The sequence below is a fragment of the Exiguobacterium sp. RM11 genome (assembly GCF_059821525.1).
The window spans coordinates 1,937,725-1,954,079 of the sequence record NZ_CM187558.1 but is presented as its reverse complement, the minus strand read 5'-3'; the positions used below and the strand labels follow the sequence as shown (position 1 = coordinate 1,954,079).

Below are 16,355 nucleotides of genomic sequence, written 5' to 3'. Positions count from 1 at the left end.
TTATCGTATAATCATAGTTAGTACATAGTCATAATCGTAAACGAGGTGGAGAAATGCAGCGCATGTTTGAAAACAAATGGTACCGCGCCCTCTTTTGGACGCTGACCATCTTTTTAGTCATTTGGGTCGGAACAGAGATCTCATTCGTGTTTGAACCGATTCAAGTTATTTTGGCACTCGTCACGGTCCCACTCATTGTGGCCGGACTCTTCTTTTATTTCTTGGTCGGCATCGTCGACTTTTTAGAAAAACGGTTGAAAGGGAAACGCGCACTTGCGGTCGCGATGACACTGATCGGTCTCGTACTCATCTTTACCATCGTCTTCAGTATTCTCGGACCGGTCCTTGCTGAACAAATCACATCGCTCATCAATGCGATGCCGAGTATCGCGAAAGAGCTTCAACAACAAGCGTTCGCCGTCCGTGACACATTACTCCAAAATGAGTTCTTGTCACGCTTCATGGCAGAGAATGATGAGATGTTCCGCAACTTGACGACGAATATCACGTCGTATTTAGGAGACTTGTTCGGAAACATCGCGTCGTCATTCGGTCAAGTCGTCGGATTCGTGACGTCAGCGGTCATCACGATTGTCGTCATCCCGTTCATGCTTCTTTACATGTTGCTTGATGGGAAGCGTCTGCCGGACGCTATCGTCAAACTCTTGCCATCGAGCTACGAAAAAGAGACGCGTCACATTTTGCATGACATGCACGAGACGGTGCGAAGCTATGTCAACGCACAGTTGCTCGTCGCGTTCTTCGTCGGGATCACGTCGCTCATCGGTCTTTGGATCGTCGGTGTGGATTATGCTATCCTGCTCGCGCTCTTCATGATGGTGACAAATATCATCCCGTATGTCGGACCATTCTTAGGAGCTGCACCAGCAGTAGTGGTCGCGTTCATTCAAGATCCAATCAAAGTTGTATGGGTCATCGTCGTCATCATTGTCGTGCAGCAGATCGAATCGAACGTCATCTCGCCGCTCATTCAAGGGAAGTCCTTGAAAGTCCACCCGCTCACAATCATCATCGTTTTGCTCGTGGCTGGGAACTTGGCCGGGATCATCGGGATGCTCATCGCCGTACCGTTCTATGCGGTCGCCAAAACAGTTGTCCAGAATATCGTTCGCATCTATAAACTAAAAGAGCGTAAACAATATTTGGACAAAGAAGAGACGGAAAGCTCTATTATTACGGATCCAAACTCACCACATTCATAAGAAGAAGGGTAGAAATGGGGTTTCGCCATTTCTACTTCTTTTTGTCACAAAAAGTTCTTATTTTATTTCAGGAAAATCAAACAGAAGATTATAGTTACCAGATAAGAACTGTTATAATGTACGGTAGAGATTGAAAAAAGAAGAGACAACCGTCGGTGGATTTTAGATGAGGGGAAGAGATACATGCATATTGTCGTCGTTGGACTAAATAACAAGACAGCCCCTGTCGCGATTCGGGAGCAGTTCTCGTTTGGGGAGCAAGAAATCGTGGATGCGATGATTGCACTTCGCGAAGAGAAGAGCATTTTCGAGTCGGTTATTTTGTCTACGTGTAACCGGACGGAGCTGTACGTCGTGACAGATCAACTCCATACTGGACGTTATTACACGAAACGTTTCTTGGCGAACTGGTTCAATCTAGAGATGGAGCAGTTCACACCATACTTGTCGATTCGAGAAGGGGAAGAGGCGATTCGCCACTTGTTCCGTGTCACATCGGGCCTCGACTCGATGATCATCGGGGAAACACAAATTTTAGGTCAGGTGAAGACGAGTTTCTTCCGTGCACAAGAGCATGGAACGACAGGAACTGTCTTCAACAAATTATTCAAAGAAGCGGTCACACTCGCCAAGCGCGCCCATACGGACACGCAAATTGGGGAAATGTCTGTATCGGTCAGCTCGGCTGCCGTGACGCTCGCACAAGAAATGTACCAACAGCTCGAAGATAAGCAGGTCGTCGTCGTCGGAGCCGGAGAAACGGGTGAACTGACAACACTCAATTTGTTCGAGGCTGGTGCCAAACAAATCGCCGTCTTCAACCGGACGGAGAGCAAAGCGAAAGCTGTTGCGGACAAGTTCAAAGGCCGTGCCCATTCGATTCGTGAAATCGCATGTGGTTTACTCGATGCGGATATTTTGATCAGTTCGACCGGAGCGAAAGACGCCGTCATCGGATATGACGATGTGGCAGCGGCACAATTGTTGCGCCGTGAACGTCCACTTCTTCTCATTGACATTGCTGTGCCGCGAGATATCGATCCAGCGGTCGCGACACTTCCAGGTGTTCATTTGTTCGATGTCGATGATTTGAATGGAATCGTCAACAAGAATCTCGAAGCTCGTCTCCTCGAGGCCGAGAAGATCGAGATGAAGATCGATGAAGCGATTCAAGAGTTCCAAACATGGCTCGTCACGCTCGGTGTCGTACCGATCATGAACGAGTTGCGTGCCCGTGCACTTGATATTCAAGAAGACACAATGACGAGTCTAGAGCGTAAGCTCGACCACTTGTCAGCACGTGACAAGAAAGTCATCGGAAAGCATATGAAGTCGATCATCAACCAGATGCTTCGTGATCCGATTGACTATATTAAAGACGCAGCGGCACAGCCGGACGCGAACGTTCGAATCGCACAGTTTGTCGAGACGTTCGGACTCGATGTCGAGTTACCAGAACAACCGGTAGACGAAGTGGAAGAAACAGATGCCACTTCTGCGAAAGCACCACTTCGCGCATTGATGCGCTAACAAGATATAAAAGGCGACGTGTGTCGCCTTTTTCTATGAAGGAGAGACTCAACATGCGAAAAATCATCGTCGGCTCACGCCGTTCCCAACTCGCCATGACTCAAACGAAATGGGTCATCGAACAATTGAAGAAAGCCGGAGCACAAAACGAGTTCGAAATTAAAGAAATCGTGACGAAAGGGGACCAAATCGTCGACGTACAATTGTCAAAAGTCGGCGGGAAAGGTCTATTCGTCAAAGAGATTCAACAACAGATGCTCGACGGGGATATCGACTTCGCCGTCCACAGCATGAAAGACGTTCCAGCCGAACTTCCGGAAGAACTCTATATCAGCTGCATGCCGAAACGTGTCGACGCACGTGACGTCCTTATCTGCGAGAACGGCTACACGTTCGAGACGCTTCCGAAAGGTTCAATCGTCGGAACGAGCTCACTCCGTCGTGGGGCACAGATCTTAGCGGCACGTCCTGACCTTGAGATTCAATGGATCCGCGGAAACATCGACACGCGTCTTAAGAAGTTGGACTCGGAAAAATACAACGCCATCTTGCTCGCGAAAGCCGGGCTCGAACGGATGGGGTGGACGGACCGAGTCGACTTCGAAGCGCTTGACCCGGACGTCATGGTACCTGCTGTCGGACAAGGCGTACTCGCGATCGAGAGCCGTAAAGACGATGCAGAGGTAACGGCAGTGCTTCAATTGTTACATGATGACGTGACGGCAAAAGCCGCGACAGCGGAACGGACTTTCTTAAAAGCCATCGAAGGAAGCTGTCACGTCCCGGTCGGCGGTTACGCAACGGTCGACGGTGACGAAGTGACGCTCACGGGCCTCATCGCGTCAGTGGACGGGAAAGAAGTGCTCCGCGTGACGAAAACGTCAACGGACGGGGTCGCACTCGGAATGGACGTCGCAGAAGAATTGCTTGGACGTGGCGGGCGTGAAATCCTCGCCTCGGTCAATGAGTGACGTCTGGTACACGGGAACGAAACGAATGACCGCTTCGCAACGGGCGCTGCTCGAGGCGAGCGGTCTTTCCGTTCATCATGTCCCGCTCATTCAGACGAGAGAGACGCACGTCCCACCACCCGTGGAACGATTCGATTGGCTCGTCGTCACGAGTCAAAACGCGGTGCCCGCGCTTCGAAATCTGACGCGTGATGTCAAGGTCGCTGCTGTCGGTGAGAAGACGAAACGGGCGCTTGAAGCGGAAGGGTTTACCGTCTCGCTTATGCCGGAGACGTATACGGGTGAGGCGCTCTTTGAGCAGTTACGCGATGTTGTTTCCGCCGATGAGGTCGTCTTGTTCGCACGTGGCAATTTGGCGAACACGTCGCATATGACGATGCTCTCTCACGTGCAGGACTGGGTCGTCTACGAGACGATTCCAGTGCCACTGACACCGGCGCAACAGCAACAACTCGAGACCGTGAAGGCACTGCTCGTCTTGAGCCCGTCGGCCGTCGAGGCGCTCACACCGTACTTGTCCCGCTTCAATGGGACGTGGTACGCCATCGGCGAAGTGACCGCACGTGCCGTCCGACAAGTGTCGACGTTACCGGTACGAGTGCCAGAATGTTATACTATGGATGCATTAATACAGTGTGTAGGGGAGGATTTTTCATGAACCAGTTTGACCGTCACCGTCGTCTTCGCTCATCGAAGTCGATGCGTGCCCTCGTACGTGAAAATCATGTTCGGAAAGAAGATTTGATTTACCCACTCTTCATCATTGAAGGGACTAACATTAAACGTGAAGTCAGCTCGATGCCTGGCGTCTTTAATTATTCACTTGACCGACTCGAAGAAGAGATCAAAGAAATCGTCGACCTCGGTCTCCGATCCGTGCTCTTGTTCGGAGTGCCGGAACATAAAGACCCGGAAGGCAGTGAAGCGTATCACGACCACGGCATCGTCCAAGAAGCGATCCGTAAAGTAAAAGAGTGGGCGCCACAGCTCACTGTCATCGCCGATACGTGCCTGTGTGAATACACGTCTACAGGTCACTGTGGCCTCGTGAAGGACGGGGACGTCGATAACGACGCATCGCTTCCTCTTCACGTCCAGACAGCTATCACGCAAGCACAAGCGGGTGCCGATATCATCGCACCGAGTTCGATGATGGACGGATTCGTTGCAGCCATCCGTGAAGGTCTCGACCAAAACGGGTTTAGCCACATCCCGATCATGAGCTATGGCGTGAAATATGCGTCGGCGTATTACGGACCGTTCCGTGACGCTGCCCAATCAGCTCCAGGGGAAGGCGACCGTAAAGGCTATCAGATGGACCCGGCGAACCGTCGTGAGGCGTTCCGCGAGTCACAATCTGACGTCGAACAAGGTGCCGACTTCATGATTGTTAAACCGGCTCTCGCATTCATGGACATCATCCGTGATATGCGCGACTCACTCGATATGCCAATTGTGGCGTATAACGTGAGCGGAGAGTACGCGATGATTAAAGCCGCGTCACTCAACGACTGGGTCGACGAAGAACGCATCGTCATGGAGACGATGGTCGGATTCAAACGTGCCGGTGCCGATCTCATCGTCACGTATTTCGCAAAAGACGTTTGTCGCTATTTGGAAGGAGACTACGCATGACATACAACCAAACGCGCTCACAAGAAGCGTTCGAACAAGCCCGCCCACTCATGCCAGGCGGTGTCAACAGTCCGGTCCGTGCCTACAAATCGGTTGGTATGACACCAATCTTCGCCGAACGTGGTGAAGGTTCACGCGTCTATGACATCGACGGCAACGAGTATATCGATTACGTCCTCTCATGGGGACCACTCATCCTCGGTCACCGTGACCCTGTCGTCACGAAAGCGATCCAAGAACAAGCTGAAAAAGGCTGGACGTTCGGAACGCCGACCGAGCTTGAGACGAAGATGGCAGAACTCGTCATCGACCGCGTCCCATCAATCGAGATGGTTCGTATGGTCAACTCGGGTACGGAAGCGACGATGGCAGCACTTCGCCTCGCACGCGGCTATACAGGGAAGACGAAGATCTTGAAGTTCGAAGGATGCTACCACGGACACGGCGACTCGCTTCTCATTAAAGCCGGTTCGGGTGTCGCAACACTCGGTCTTCCGGACTCACCAGGTGTACCGAAAGAACTCGCAAGCCACACGCTCACCGTTCCTTACAACGACTTGGACGCAGTCCGCGTCGCGTTTGAGAAATACGGCGACGATCTCGCTGGTGTCATCGTCGAACCAGCGGCTGGAAACATGGGCTTCGTACCACCACAACCAGGATTCCTCGAAGGACTCCGTGAAATCACGGAACAAAATGGCGCGCTTCTCATCTTTGATGAGGTCATGACGGGCTTCCGTGTCGGGTACAACTGTGCACAAGGATACTTCGGTGTCACACCGGACCTCACATGTCTCGGTAAGGTCATCGGCGGTGGACTTCCGGTCGGTGCTTACGGCGGGAAACGTGAAATCATGGAACAGATTGCGCCGCAAGGTCCAATCTATCAAGCGGGTACGCTCTCAGGTAACCCACTCGCGATGATTGCCGGTTATACGACACTCTCGCAACTGAAGCCTGAGCACTATACGGAGTTCGAGCGGAAGGCAGACCGTCTCGCGGAAGGATTCACGCAGGCCGGTGAGAAATACAACATCCCGCACGACACGAACCGTGCCGGCTCGATGTTTGGTTTCTTCTTCACGAATGAGAAAGTGACGAACTTCGAGAAAGCGAAATCGGCGAACCTCGAGATGTTCCGTTCGTACTATCAGAAGATGGCAGCGCGCGGCGTATTCTTGCCACCGTCACAGTTCGAAGGATTGTTCCTCTCGACGGCGCATACGGATGAGGATATCGAGAAGACGATTGCAGCGGTCGAAGCGACGTTCAAGGAGCTTCAAGAAGAGTTTTCACTCTAATCTTGACTGCTGACGTTTCTGTCGCTACAATTATTTAACAGATATGATGAATTGCTTTGATGAGGAGTAGTACGCATCATCCATTCCTTTTTAGAGACGCGACCGCTTGGTGAAAGGTTGCGAGGGATGGACGCGGAAGTCGCCTCGGAGCTGACTTTCTGAATGGAGTAAGAAAGTTCGGTCCATCGACCGTTATTCGATTTTGAGTGCGCCACTTGTTGGCGAACTAAGGTGGTACCGCGGAAGATCACGGCTTCTTTCGTCCTTAGCGTATAGGACGAGAGAAGCCGTTTTTGTGTTCATTAAGATATAGAGGAGGCGCCACACATGGCCCATGAAACAAATGAAATTACCATGCCGACGAAGTACGACCCAAGTGCGACGGAGTCAAAATGGTACGACTACTGGTTAGAGAATGATGTATTTAAAGCAGATGAGGACGATTCGAAACAACCGTACACGATCGTCATCCCACCACCGAACGTTACGGGGAAACTTCACCTCGGTCACGCTTGGGACACGACGCTCCAAGATTTGTTGACGCGTCTCAAGCGCATGCAAGGCTATGACGTGCTCTGGCTCCCGGGAATGGACCATGCCGGCATCGCGACACAGGCGAAAGTTGAACAAAAACTCCGTGAAGAAGGCGTCATGCGTTACGACCTCGGACGTGAGAAGTTCCTCGAGAAGACGTGGGAATGGAAAGACGAGTACGCGAAGACGATTCGCGACCAATGGTCTAAGCTCGGTCTCGGCCTCGACTATTCACGTGAACGCTTCACACTCGACGAAGGGCTCTCAAAAGCCGTTCAAGAAGTATTCGTTCGCTTGTATGAGAAAGGCTTGATCTACCGTGGCGAATATATCGTCAACTGGGACCCGGCTCAAAAGACGGCCGTTTCGGATATCGAGGTTATTTACCAAGAAGTCGAGGGTGCGTTCTATCACATGAAGTATCCACTCGCTGACGGCTCAGGTCACATCGAGATCGCGACGACACGTCCAGAGACGATGCTCGGGGATACGGCGGTTGCCGTCAACCCGAAAGATGAGCGTTACACACACCTCATCGGCAAGACGATCATGCTTCCGGTCATGAACCGTGAGATTCCGATCGTTGCGGACGACTACGTCGACATGGAGTTCGGTACAGGTTGCGTGAAGATCACGCCTGCCCACGACCCGAATGACTTTGAAATCGGAAACCGTCACGAACTTCCACGTATCCTCGTCATGGACGAAGGCGGGAAGATGAACGAGAACGCTGGCAAGTACGAAGGGCTCGACCGCTTCGAGTGCCGCAAGCAACTCGTCAAAGACTTAGAGGCTGACGGCACACTCGTGAAGATTGAACCGCACACGCACTCGGTCGGTCACTCAGAGCGTTCAGGCGCAGTCATCGAACCATACCTTTCGAAACAATGGTTCGTTGACATGGAGCCACTCTCAAAAGCGGCACTCGAGGCACAAGGAAACGACGACACGAAAGTCAACTTCGTCCCAGAACGCTTCGAAGGCACGTACCTCCGTTGGATGGAGAACATCCGCGACTGGTGTATCAGCCGTCAACTTTGGTGGGGCCACCGCATCCCAGCTTGGTACCATAACGAGACAGGCGAAGTGTATGTAGGAAAAGAAGCGCCAGCGGACAGTGAGAACTGGACACAAGACGAGGACGTCCTCGACACATGGTTCTCGTCAGCGCTTTGGCCGTTCTCAACGATGGGCTGGCCGGATACGGACGCACCGGACTTCAACCGTTACTTCCCGACGAGCGCGCTCGTTACGGGATACGACATCATCTTCTTCTGGGTATCACGCATGATCTTCCAATCACTCGAGTTCACAGGGAAACAACCGTTCAACGATGTTCTCATCCACGGTCTCATCCGTGACTCGGAAGGACGCAAGATGTCGAAGTCACTCGGTAACGGCGTTGACCCGATGGAAGTCATCGACCAGTACGGAGCGGATTCACTCCGTTGGTTCCTCCTCACAGGTTCGACACCAGGGAACGACCTTCGTTTCTATTGGGAGAAGATCGAGTCGACATGGAACTTCTCGAACAAGATTTGGAACGCGAGCCGTTTCGCTCTCATGAACATGGATGGACTCAAAGTGGAAGAGATCGACCTCACGGGCGAGAAGACGCTTGCTGACAAGTGGATCTTGACACGCTTGAACGATACGATCGACCAAGTGACACGCCTCGTCGACAAGTACGAGTTCGGTGAAGCAGGTCGCTACTTGTACAACTTCATCTGGGAAGAGTTCTGTAACTGGTACATCGAGATGGCGAAACTCACGCTCTACGGTGAAGACGAAGCGGCGAAGCACACGACACGTTCGGTCCTCGCGCACACGCTTGATTCAATCATGCGTCTCATGCATCCGTTCATGCCGTTCCTCACAGAGGAAATTTGGCAGCACTTGCCGCACGAAGGTGATTCAATCGTTCGTGCAAGTTACCCGACGCGTCGTGACGACCTTCACTTCGCAGATTCGGTTCCAGCGTTTGAAGCTGTGATGAACGTCATCCGCTCGGTTCGTAACATCCGTGCCGAAGTGAACGCACCGATGTCGAAACCAATCCAGCTCTTCATCTCGACAAGCGACGATGCGACACAAGGTTACTTGAGCGCGAACGAAATGACGATCGGCAAGTTCACGAATGCGACAGAGCTTGAAATCGGACGTGGCCTCACGGCTCCGGACAAGTCGATGTCAGCGATCATGACAGGAGCGGAGCTCTTCATCCCGCTCGCAGACCTCATCAATTTCGAAGAAGAAATCGCGCGTCTTGAAAAAGAAGTGGCGAAGTATGAGAAAGAAGTCGAGCGCGTACAGAAGAAACTCGGAAACCAAGGCTTCATCGCCAAGGCACCGGCTCACGTCATCGACGAAGAGAAAGCAAAAGAAAAAGATTACCTCGACAAGCGTGACGCGGTCCGCGCCCGTTTAGAAGAGTTGCGTAAATAAGACATGGACCTTCTTTGGAGATGAATTCTCTGAAGAAGGTTTTTTTGTGTTTTGGTAGAATTTGGAGAGGTAGATGTAGAAAAGGGGATACAAGATGAAACGAATCGGGTTAATGTGTGTTCTTGTGTTGGGGCTGACTGGATGTACGACATCAGAAGAGACGAAGTCTATAAAGAAAGACAGAGATGAAGTTGAGACGATTGAAGTGACCACCTCGCCTGAATGGGTAGGTACGCTAGTTGAAGATGTACCAAAAGGCACCGAATCGCTATCAGATGCGGTGGTTCAGCAAATTACACTTCAATACAAGGACGGGTCAGAAGGACACCTTTCTAAAAACGATGTCATCTATGAGACGACAGTCGGAGACATCGGATTGATCGCGATTGGTCATCCGAACCAAACACCTTCCTTCGGGGTATATCACTATTCACGTGACAAGGAATGGGTCATGCACGGGATGAAGCATTTTGGGATTACTGACGCTTCTGATAAAAGACGTCACGACTTGGCGCTCCCACAAGATTTGATGTATACAATCGATAGTGAAATCGATGACGTGGAACGACCTGTAAAACTGTGGACGTTATATGATGAGACGCAACTAGTCACCATTTTGATGACCGATGCATTCAGTGTGGGAGACGGTGAGCGAATCAATCGTCATGCAGATGGAGTGGAGTATGATCGATTGAACCAGCCGAGCGGCAATGGAATCTACTTCATCAGTCGAGACAAACTGATTCTCGTGACAGGAAACATCTCTGAAGAAGAGCTGTTGACACTAGCTGATTCTTTACCGGAACCTTCATCTGTGTCGTTTCCTTTCGATGAATCAGAATAAAGATTCTTTATGTACAAAAGAGATTTTGGATTGGTGCTAAACATTAGGAATCATGGAAATGGGGGTATGAGATGAAGCGAATCGGGGTAATCTGTGTTCTTGTGTTGGGGCTAGCGGGGTGTATGGCACCAAAAGAGACGAAGTCTGTGGAGACGGTTGAGGTGAAAAAAGTAGAGCAAGTGGAAGGAATCGATGAATCACAATTTCCCGACGCAGAAGTGACAGGGACGATGATTGCCGAAGTACCACTAGGGACAGAAAAGGTCTCTGACGCGGTCGTGGCACAAATCACCCTTCAATATGAAGATGGCTCAACAAAACAGTTGTCGAAGGATCACATTTTAACGGAGACGATGGTCGGAGGAATCGGTTTAGTTGCGATGACCGTCCCTGACCGTGAAAACCCGTTTGGCGTATTCATTCATGATGAAAAGAAGGGATGGGCGCAACGCGGGATGCAACGCTTCGGGGTACCCGATACGTCCAGTGCGTCTACTCAGGGATTAAATCTTCCAGTCAAAGAGATGGAAGTCATCAGCTCTGACTATTCAGTTAACGATTGGCCGGTGAAGCTTTGGACGTTATACGATGAGACACGCCTCATCAGTATCATTGAGACGGACGATTTCACTGAAATCGAAGGGGAGATGTCGGATCAGCCAAAACCATACCTACTGGAGCAAGCATACGGGAGCGGCTTATATTACTTATCTCAAGGTAAGCTGATCATCGTAACGGGAAATATCTCGGAAGAGGAGTTGTTGAAGCTAGCTGATTCTCTACCGGAACCTTCATCTGTGTCGTTTCCTTTTCATGATTCAGAATAACAACAAGACCCGAGCGTCAAGAGCGACGTTCGGGTCTTGTTTGAATGAGCCACCAGACGATGACTCCAATACCTAATAGCATCGGGAGTTGAGTAAACAGTGGGGTCGTGAAACCGATTCGAAACAGGTGAACGATATACGTGGAATATAGAGCCGCACCAATAACCAGGAGAGCGATATAGATGCGTTTCATGCCTCTTCCTCTTCACTCCAAAACGGCACACGGCCTGTTGTGATGTAGTATGAAGATGTAAAAAGAAGACCAATCGCCACACCAGTCAACTGTGGCTGAATCGGTTGACCGACTAAAGTTAGATATAGACTATACACTACATAAGATGCTGAAGCGGTAATGAGGATCAATGGAATCAGTTTTTTCATTTTGTGTCACTCCATTCCGACTCATTGAGATGTTTCATGTACTGGACGAACGACACACTCAAGAAAAAGACGGGCATCGCCCAAACGATATTGCTTAAGTATGGGGCTTGCCAGAGTTCGAGTGCGAGTAAACAGGCAAATCCTAATGAGACGAGTGAGGTGAGTAAGCGCATATATAAGTACCTCCATTTTGTAATACCTTATCTTACGTTTGAAGATTGGAAAATGATTCAAAAAAACCATCTCGCGAATGCGAAATGGTTCATGTGCCACAAAACGTTTGGTACGGATACGTCCACGGTGGACCTGCTGATACGTATTCAGACGGTTGGTCGTAGTTATAAGGGTCAAGTAAAATCGTGAGTAGCGCCTCGGTCGGTCCGAAATCGCCTCGTTCTGCTGCTTGAATCGCTTTTTCGACATGATGATTTCGAGGAATGACGGCCGGGTTGTATTGGCACATGATTCGACTTACGTCCTCGTCTGGTAGACCTTGTTCGCTTAGGCGTTTTTGCCAAGCGTCAAGCCACGCCTTCCCATCTTCCCGAGTTGCGAATGAAAGCGAATCGATTTCACCGAGCGTCAACGAACGGAACGTATTCGTATAATCTGCCTCTGTCTCCATCATCAAGCGGAGCAGTTCATCGGTTAGTGCATCGTCACCGTCTTTTCGGACGTATACGCCGATCTTGTGCGCGAGTCCGGTAAAGTAGGCTTCTTTATACAACTCCGTATAGCGTGTGAGCTGTTTGTTTGCCACATCGACTGCTTCTTCTTTCGTCTCCCCAAGGAGCGGCAGCAATGTCTCTGCGAGTCGGGCAAGGTTCCAAGACCCGATGTACGGTTGATTTCCGTAGGCGTATCGTCCTTCCCGGTCGATCGAACTGAAGACCGTCTCCGGATGATAAGTATCCATAAATGCGCACGGTCCGTAATCGAGACCTTCTCCACTGATGAACATATTGTCCGTATTCATCACCCCGTGAATGAACCCGACGAGTTGCCAGTTAGCGATGAGTCTCGCCTGTCTTTCGACGACGCGTCCGAGAAACTGTTCGTAGCGATCGGGTGCATCGATGAGGTCTGGGTCGTGACGTTTGATTGCAAATTCCGCGAGCGCGATGACGTCATCGATGGAGCCGGCACCTGCCGCGAATTGGAACGTCCCGACACGCAAGTGACTCGAGGCGACCCGGGTCAGGATGGCTCCATGTTTTGGACCTTGACGCATGATGGCTTCCCCGGTCTGCACGACGGCGAGTGCCCGGTTCGTTGGGATGCCGAGTGCATGCATCGCCTCGCTGATAATAAATTCCCGTACCATCGGCCCGAGGGCGGCTCGTCCGTCGCCACCTCTAGAGTACTCCGTCGGTCCAGAGCCTTTGAGTTGCACATCGACACGTTTCCCGTCTTGAGTCACGTGCTCCCCTAGCATGAGGGCCCGTCCGTCTCCGAGCATCGTCAAGTTGCCGAATTGATGTCCGGCGTAGGCTTGCGAGAACGACGTCTCGGTTTGACGATTGCCTGCAAGTAAATCGATGTCTTGTTTGAGTGTTTGTGCATCAAGCCCGAGCGACGCGGCTAATGGATCGTTAAACAAGACAAGTGTTGGATTGTCGACCGGATGGATGGGTCCACGGTCGTAAAAGATGTCACGTAGTTCGAGGTACGTCGCCTCGAAGTTCCAGTCAGTTGTCATGGCGCATGCCTCCTTCTTCGCTTCGAGTATAGCACAGACTGTTTTCCATAACGGCTGTCGTGAATTTTGATAAGATGAAACAGAAGTGTAAACAGTAGGAGTGTGGAAGATGAAGACGAGACAAGATGTATTCGATTGGTTGAGTGGACAGCTTCGCTTCGGGATCAAACCGGGTCTTGAGCGGATGAACTGGATGATTGAGCAACTAGGGTTAGAAGAACGTCCATCCATTCATGTGGCAGGGACAAACGGAAAAGGATCGACCGTGGCCTTTTTACGGGCAATGGCGATGGAGAATGGATTATCCGTCGGAACGTTCACGTCGCCTTATATCATTCAGTTCGAGGAACGGATTATGTTGAACGGGGAACCGATTCAAGAAGACGCGCTCGTCGACGTGGCGAACCGTGTCAAAGCGTGTGCGGACGAGGCGCCAGAGACGTTGACGGAGTTTGAACTCTTGACGATGATGGCATGGTGCTATTTTGATGACACGCGTCCGGATGTGATCATTTGGGAAGTCGGTCTCGGGGGACGACTCGACTCGACGAACGTGTTGACACATCCACTTGCGACCATCGTGACGTCGATTGGACATGACCATCAAGGGATTCTCGGGGATACGCTTGAAGAGATTGCGATGGAGAAATACGGCATCATGAAGTATGACGTGCCGATGTTCCATAGTGTCGGTGAGGAAAAGTTGATTGAACTGTTGCTTCAAAAAGGAGAAGACGTGGGCGCTTCGATTCATGATGTACGAACACTTGTGACAGAAATCGAGGACGGGGCTGAGACGATTGTGACGTATGAAGGGATGCCGCCTGTCGTGCTCGGATTGACGGGACATCATCAAGCTTATAACGGGTCATGTGCCGTTGCCGTAGCGCGTCATCTCGGTTGGACGGAAAAGGCAATTCGTTCTGGTCTTGAGCGGGCACAACATCCGGGGCGATATGAACTCGTCTCCAAACGACCACGTGTGATCTTGGATGGGGCACATAACCAGGAAGGCATCGAGGCATTGGTTGTGCAAGCCAAACAAGAGACAGACGTGACCGTGCTGACAGCGATTTTAGCGGACAAGGACCGTGACACGATGATTCACGCGCTTCAAGAGATTGGCGACGTGTACGAGACGACGTTTGATTTTCCACGTGCGAGAACGAAAGAGCAGCTTATAAAAGATGGAGCACGCTTCGTTGAATGGAAAGAATGGCTAAACGATTGGATGGAAGCGCCGACGAGTAAGACGTTGATTGTGACCGGGTCTCTTTATTTCATTAGTGAAGTAAGAACTCATTTCCAAAGTTTGAAAAAATGAACTTGTTAAATGGGATTGGAAAGGGTATGAATTAACTGAAGAAGTGTGACGACAAACCGACTGGAGGACTTTCCATGTTCAAGCATCCGAGATCCAAGTACGGCCTGATCATATTGATTGCGACAGTATTCATCCTTTCTATTTACTCCTCAACGTTTGCTAAGAAAGATAGCGATTATCCGATCACGACACCAGTTAATGGTGAAGTCATTCGAACGATATCTCCAGACGAAGATTGGGTGCAATCAATCTTTACGTTGACGTATACCTTTGACCCCCAAAAAATTCTAAATGAAGTGAAAGGCCGTCCTAGTCTAAATTCCTATGAACTAATCAAATGGAATGCGGAAATTGTGGAGAAGATTCCTAAGGAGTTTACGGTACCTGATAATAAAGACTTACCTGAAGGTTTTGCTTTCAATAAAGAGACGCGAGAGTTAACAGGAAAGTTTTCGCTAGAATGTATGAAGGAGAAGGGGAAGAATGATAATAAATGTAACAAAGTACTGAATAAAAACTCACTGATTTCTGAATTCTCCATTCCTTTAACCGCGACAACACCTGGAACATTTACATTTAATTCTGGTAAGTTTGCGTATACCTTTTATGCGGAGCATTCTGGACAAGGTACAACGAAGCATGATCGTGACATAAATGGCAGTCCAGGGACACTATCATCTAAAACCGTTACAGTAAAAGGAACGACTTTGACCGTTCCGAATACGTTGACGTTGTATGTAGGAGAAGATGCTAGTACGAACGTAGACGCTACGGGTACCATCGATTCTTCTAAGGTGAGATGGGAAAGCGACAACGATGGGATTGTCGGACTGAAGTCAAACGGAACAACGGTATCGATTTTTCCTAAAATAGTAGGGGAGACGACAATTCGAGCGACATATACGTATCCGAATGGTTATGTCGTGAAGTCAAATGATTTAAAAGTGATGGTGAAGTTGCCGGATCTCGCATTGAATCCGAAACCGAACGAACTATGGGTATATCAAGATGCAGAAGGTACCCTCATCAAACAATCTGTGACCATTACCTTAGACCAGAAGAAATTAGACGGGTCTAAATTGAGTGGACCATTAGGGGTAGACTGGACGTCCTCATCCACTGCGTTGTCTGTCTCTGAAACTGGCGTGAACGTTGCAACGGTTCGTGCCGAACACGGGAGTCAGGGTGGCGTGACAATACTAGGTGAACTTACAGATTATCCAGGACAATCGAAACGAACATTGATCGACGTCAAAGAATACCCGCAGTTGATTTCAACGCCGAACGTCATCCTGTACATGAGCGACAGTCCATATTCGTATGGGAAACAAATCACTTTCTATCCGGATACAGCGAACGTTACGGGCTATGGATTGACGGTATTGGAAGGGACAGATGTGCTAAGAATCGAACAGGGGGAACTCAAACTGTTGAAACCAGGACTTGCGAAAGTGGGACTTGTTACACAAGATGTCAGCGCCTCATTCCCGAATGGTGGGGGCCCCGAGCCCATTTCTCAATATTTCTACGTTCAAGTGAAAGACGGGACAGATCCAAACCCTGGTATCGATACACCAGCTGGTGATTTTTACTAAGTATACGAAAAAGAAGCCGATTTGATGTCGGCTTCTTTTTTTATGT

15 protein-coding genes and 1 other annotated feature are annotated in these 16,355 nt (G+C 50.2%); of the genes, 11 read left to right on the top strand and 4 right to left on the bottom strand.

The genetic code is table 11. The features are described 5' to 3' along the window. The first annotated feature begins 53 nt into the window (after positions 1-53). The 9 genes from AC5LIL_RS10175 to AC5LIL_RS10135 all read left to right on the top strand — a co-directional run bounded on the left by AC5LIL_RS10175 (position 54) and on the right by AC5LIL_RS10135 (position 11,310). Positions 54-1,223 (top strand): AI-2E family transporter, encoded by a 1,170-nt coding sequence (locus AC5LIL_RS10175; protein ID WP_499824045.1) that lies wholly within the window; start codon positions 54-56, stop codon positions 1,221-1,223. A gap of 183 nt (positions 1,224-1,406) precedes the next feature. Further along, positions 1,407-2,753, top strand: a complete 1,347-nt coding sequence (gene hemA / locus AC5LIL_RS10170) for a glutamyl-tRNA reductase (RefSeq protein ID WP_214760507.1) — start codon at positions 1,407-1,409, stop codon at positions 2,751-2,753. Positions 2,754-2,806: 53 nt separating this feature from the next. After that, positions 2,807-3,724 carry a hydroxymethylbilane synthase gene (hemC, locus tag AC5LIL_RS10165; RefSeq protein ID WP_499824044.1) on the top strand — a complete coding sequence of 306 codons (918 nt, stop codon included), beginning with the start codon at positions 2,807-2,809 and terminating at the stop codon, positions 3,722-3,724. After that, complete coding sequence (locus tag AC5LIL_RS10160) at positions 3,696-4,382, top strand: uroporphyrinogen-III synthase (protein WP_499824043.1); 687 nt, start codon at positions 3,696-3,698, stop codon at positions 4,380-4,382. The genes hemC and AC5LIL_RS10160 overlap by 29 nt, the downstream gene beginning before the upstream one ends. Next, on the top strand, positions 4,379-5,359 hold the full coding sequence (gene hemB, locus AC5LIL_RS10155; RefSeq protein WP_499824041.1) for a porphobilinogen synthase: 981 nt from the start codon (positions 4,379-4,381) through the stop codon (positions 5,357-5,359). The genes AC5LIL_RS10160 and hemB overlap by 4 nt, the downstream gene beginning before the upstream one ends. Continuing rightward, positions 5,356-6,660, top strand: coding sequence for a glutamate-1-semialdehyde 2,1-aminomutase (gene hemL / locus AC5LIL_RS10150; RefSeq protein WP_339962430.1), 1,305 nt, complete (start codon positions 5,356-5,358; stop codon positions 6,658-6,660). The genes hemB and hemL overlap by 4 nt, the downstream gene beginning before the upstream one ends. Before the next feature lie 47 nt (positions 6,661-6,707). Further along, positions 6,708-6,930: a binding site (T-box leader), on the top strand. A gap of 57 nt (positions 6,931-6,987) precedes the next feature. Continuing rightward, positions 6,988-9,639 (top strand): valine--tRNA ligase, encoded by a 2,652-nt coding sequence (locus AC5LIL_RS10145; RefSeq protein ID WP_214760515.1) that lies wholly within the window; start codon positions 6,988-6,990, stop codon positions 9,637-9,639. 94 nt (positions 9,640-9,733) lie between these two features. Next, the gene (locus tag AC5LIL_RS10140) at positions 9,734-10,483 is read left to right on the top strand and encodes a hypothetical protein (RefSeq protein ID WP_499824040.1); all 750 of its coding nucleotides are present in this window, start codon (positions 9,734-9,736) and stop codon (positions 10,481-10,483) included. 71 nt (positions 10,484-10,554) lie between these two features. Further along, entirely contained in the window at positions 10,555-11,310 is a 756-nt protein-coding gene (locus AC5LIL_RS10135; RefSeq protein WP_499824039.1) for a hypothetical protein, read from the top strand. Between the two features lie 16 nt (positions 11,311-11,326). Here AC5LIL_RS10135 and AC5LIL_RS10130 read toward each other — a convergent pair whose 3' ends face one another. From AC5LIL_RS10130 to AC5LIL_RS10115, 4 genes are all read right to left on the bottom strand, one after another. Beyond that, positions 11,327-11,503 (bottom strand): hypothetical protein, encoded by a 177-nt coding sequence (locus tag AC5LIL_RS10130; RefSeq protein ID WP_499824038.1) that lies wholly within the window; start codon positions 11,501-11,503, stop codon positions 11,327-11,329. Further along, entirely contained in the window at positions 11,500-11,691 is a 192-nt protein-coding gene (locus tag AC5LIL_RS10125) for a hypothetical protein (protein ID WP_499824037.1), read from the bottom strand. The genes AC5LIL_RS10130 and AC5LIL_RS10125 overlap by 4 nt, the downstream gene beginning before the upstream one ends. Beyond that, complete coding sequence (locus tag AC5LIL_RS10120; RefSeq protein ID WP_158024788.1) at positions 11,688-11,864, bottom strand: hypothetical protein; 177 nt, start codon at positions 11,862-11,864, stop codon at positions 11,688-11,690. Before AC5LIL_RS10120 ends, AC5LIL_RS10125 begins: the two co-directional genes overlap by 4 nt. Before the next feature lie 89 nt (positions 11,865-11,953). After that, positions 11,954-13,390, bottom strand: coding sequence for a protein adenylyltransferase SelO (locus AC5LIL_RS10115; protein ID WP_499824036.1), 1,437 nt, complete (start codon positions 13,388-13,390; stop codon positions 11,954-11,956). Positions 13,391-13,499: 109 nt separating this feature from the next. Here AC5LIL_RS10115 and AC5LIL_RS10110 point away from each other — a divergent pair, with 109 nt between their 5' ends. Further along, positions 13,500-14,714 carry a bifunctional folylpolyglutamate synthase/dihydrofolate synthase gene (locus tag AC5LIL_RS10110; RefSeq protein WP_499824035.1) on the top strand — a complete coding sequence of 405 codons (1,215 nt, stop codon included), beginning with the start codon at positions 13,500-13,502 and terminating at the stop codon, positions 14,712-14,714. A gap of 74 nt (positions 14,715-14,788) precedes the next feature. Continuing rightward, positions 14,789-16,309, top strand: a complete 1,521-nt coding sequence (locus AC5LIL_RS10105; RefSeq protein WP_499824033.1) for a hypothetical protein — start codon at positions 14,789-14,791, stop codon at positions 16,307-16,309. Positions 16,310-16,355 lie beyond the last annotated feature (46 nt).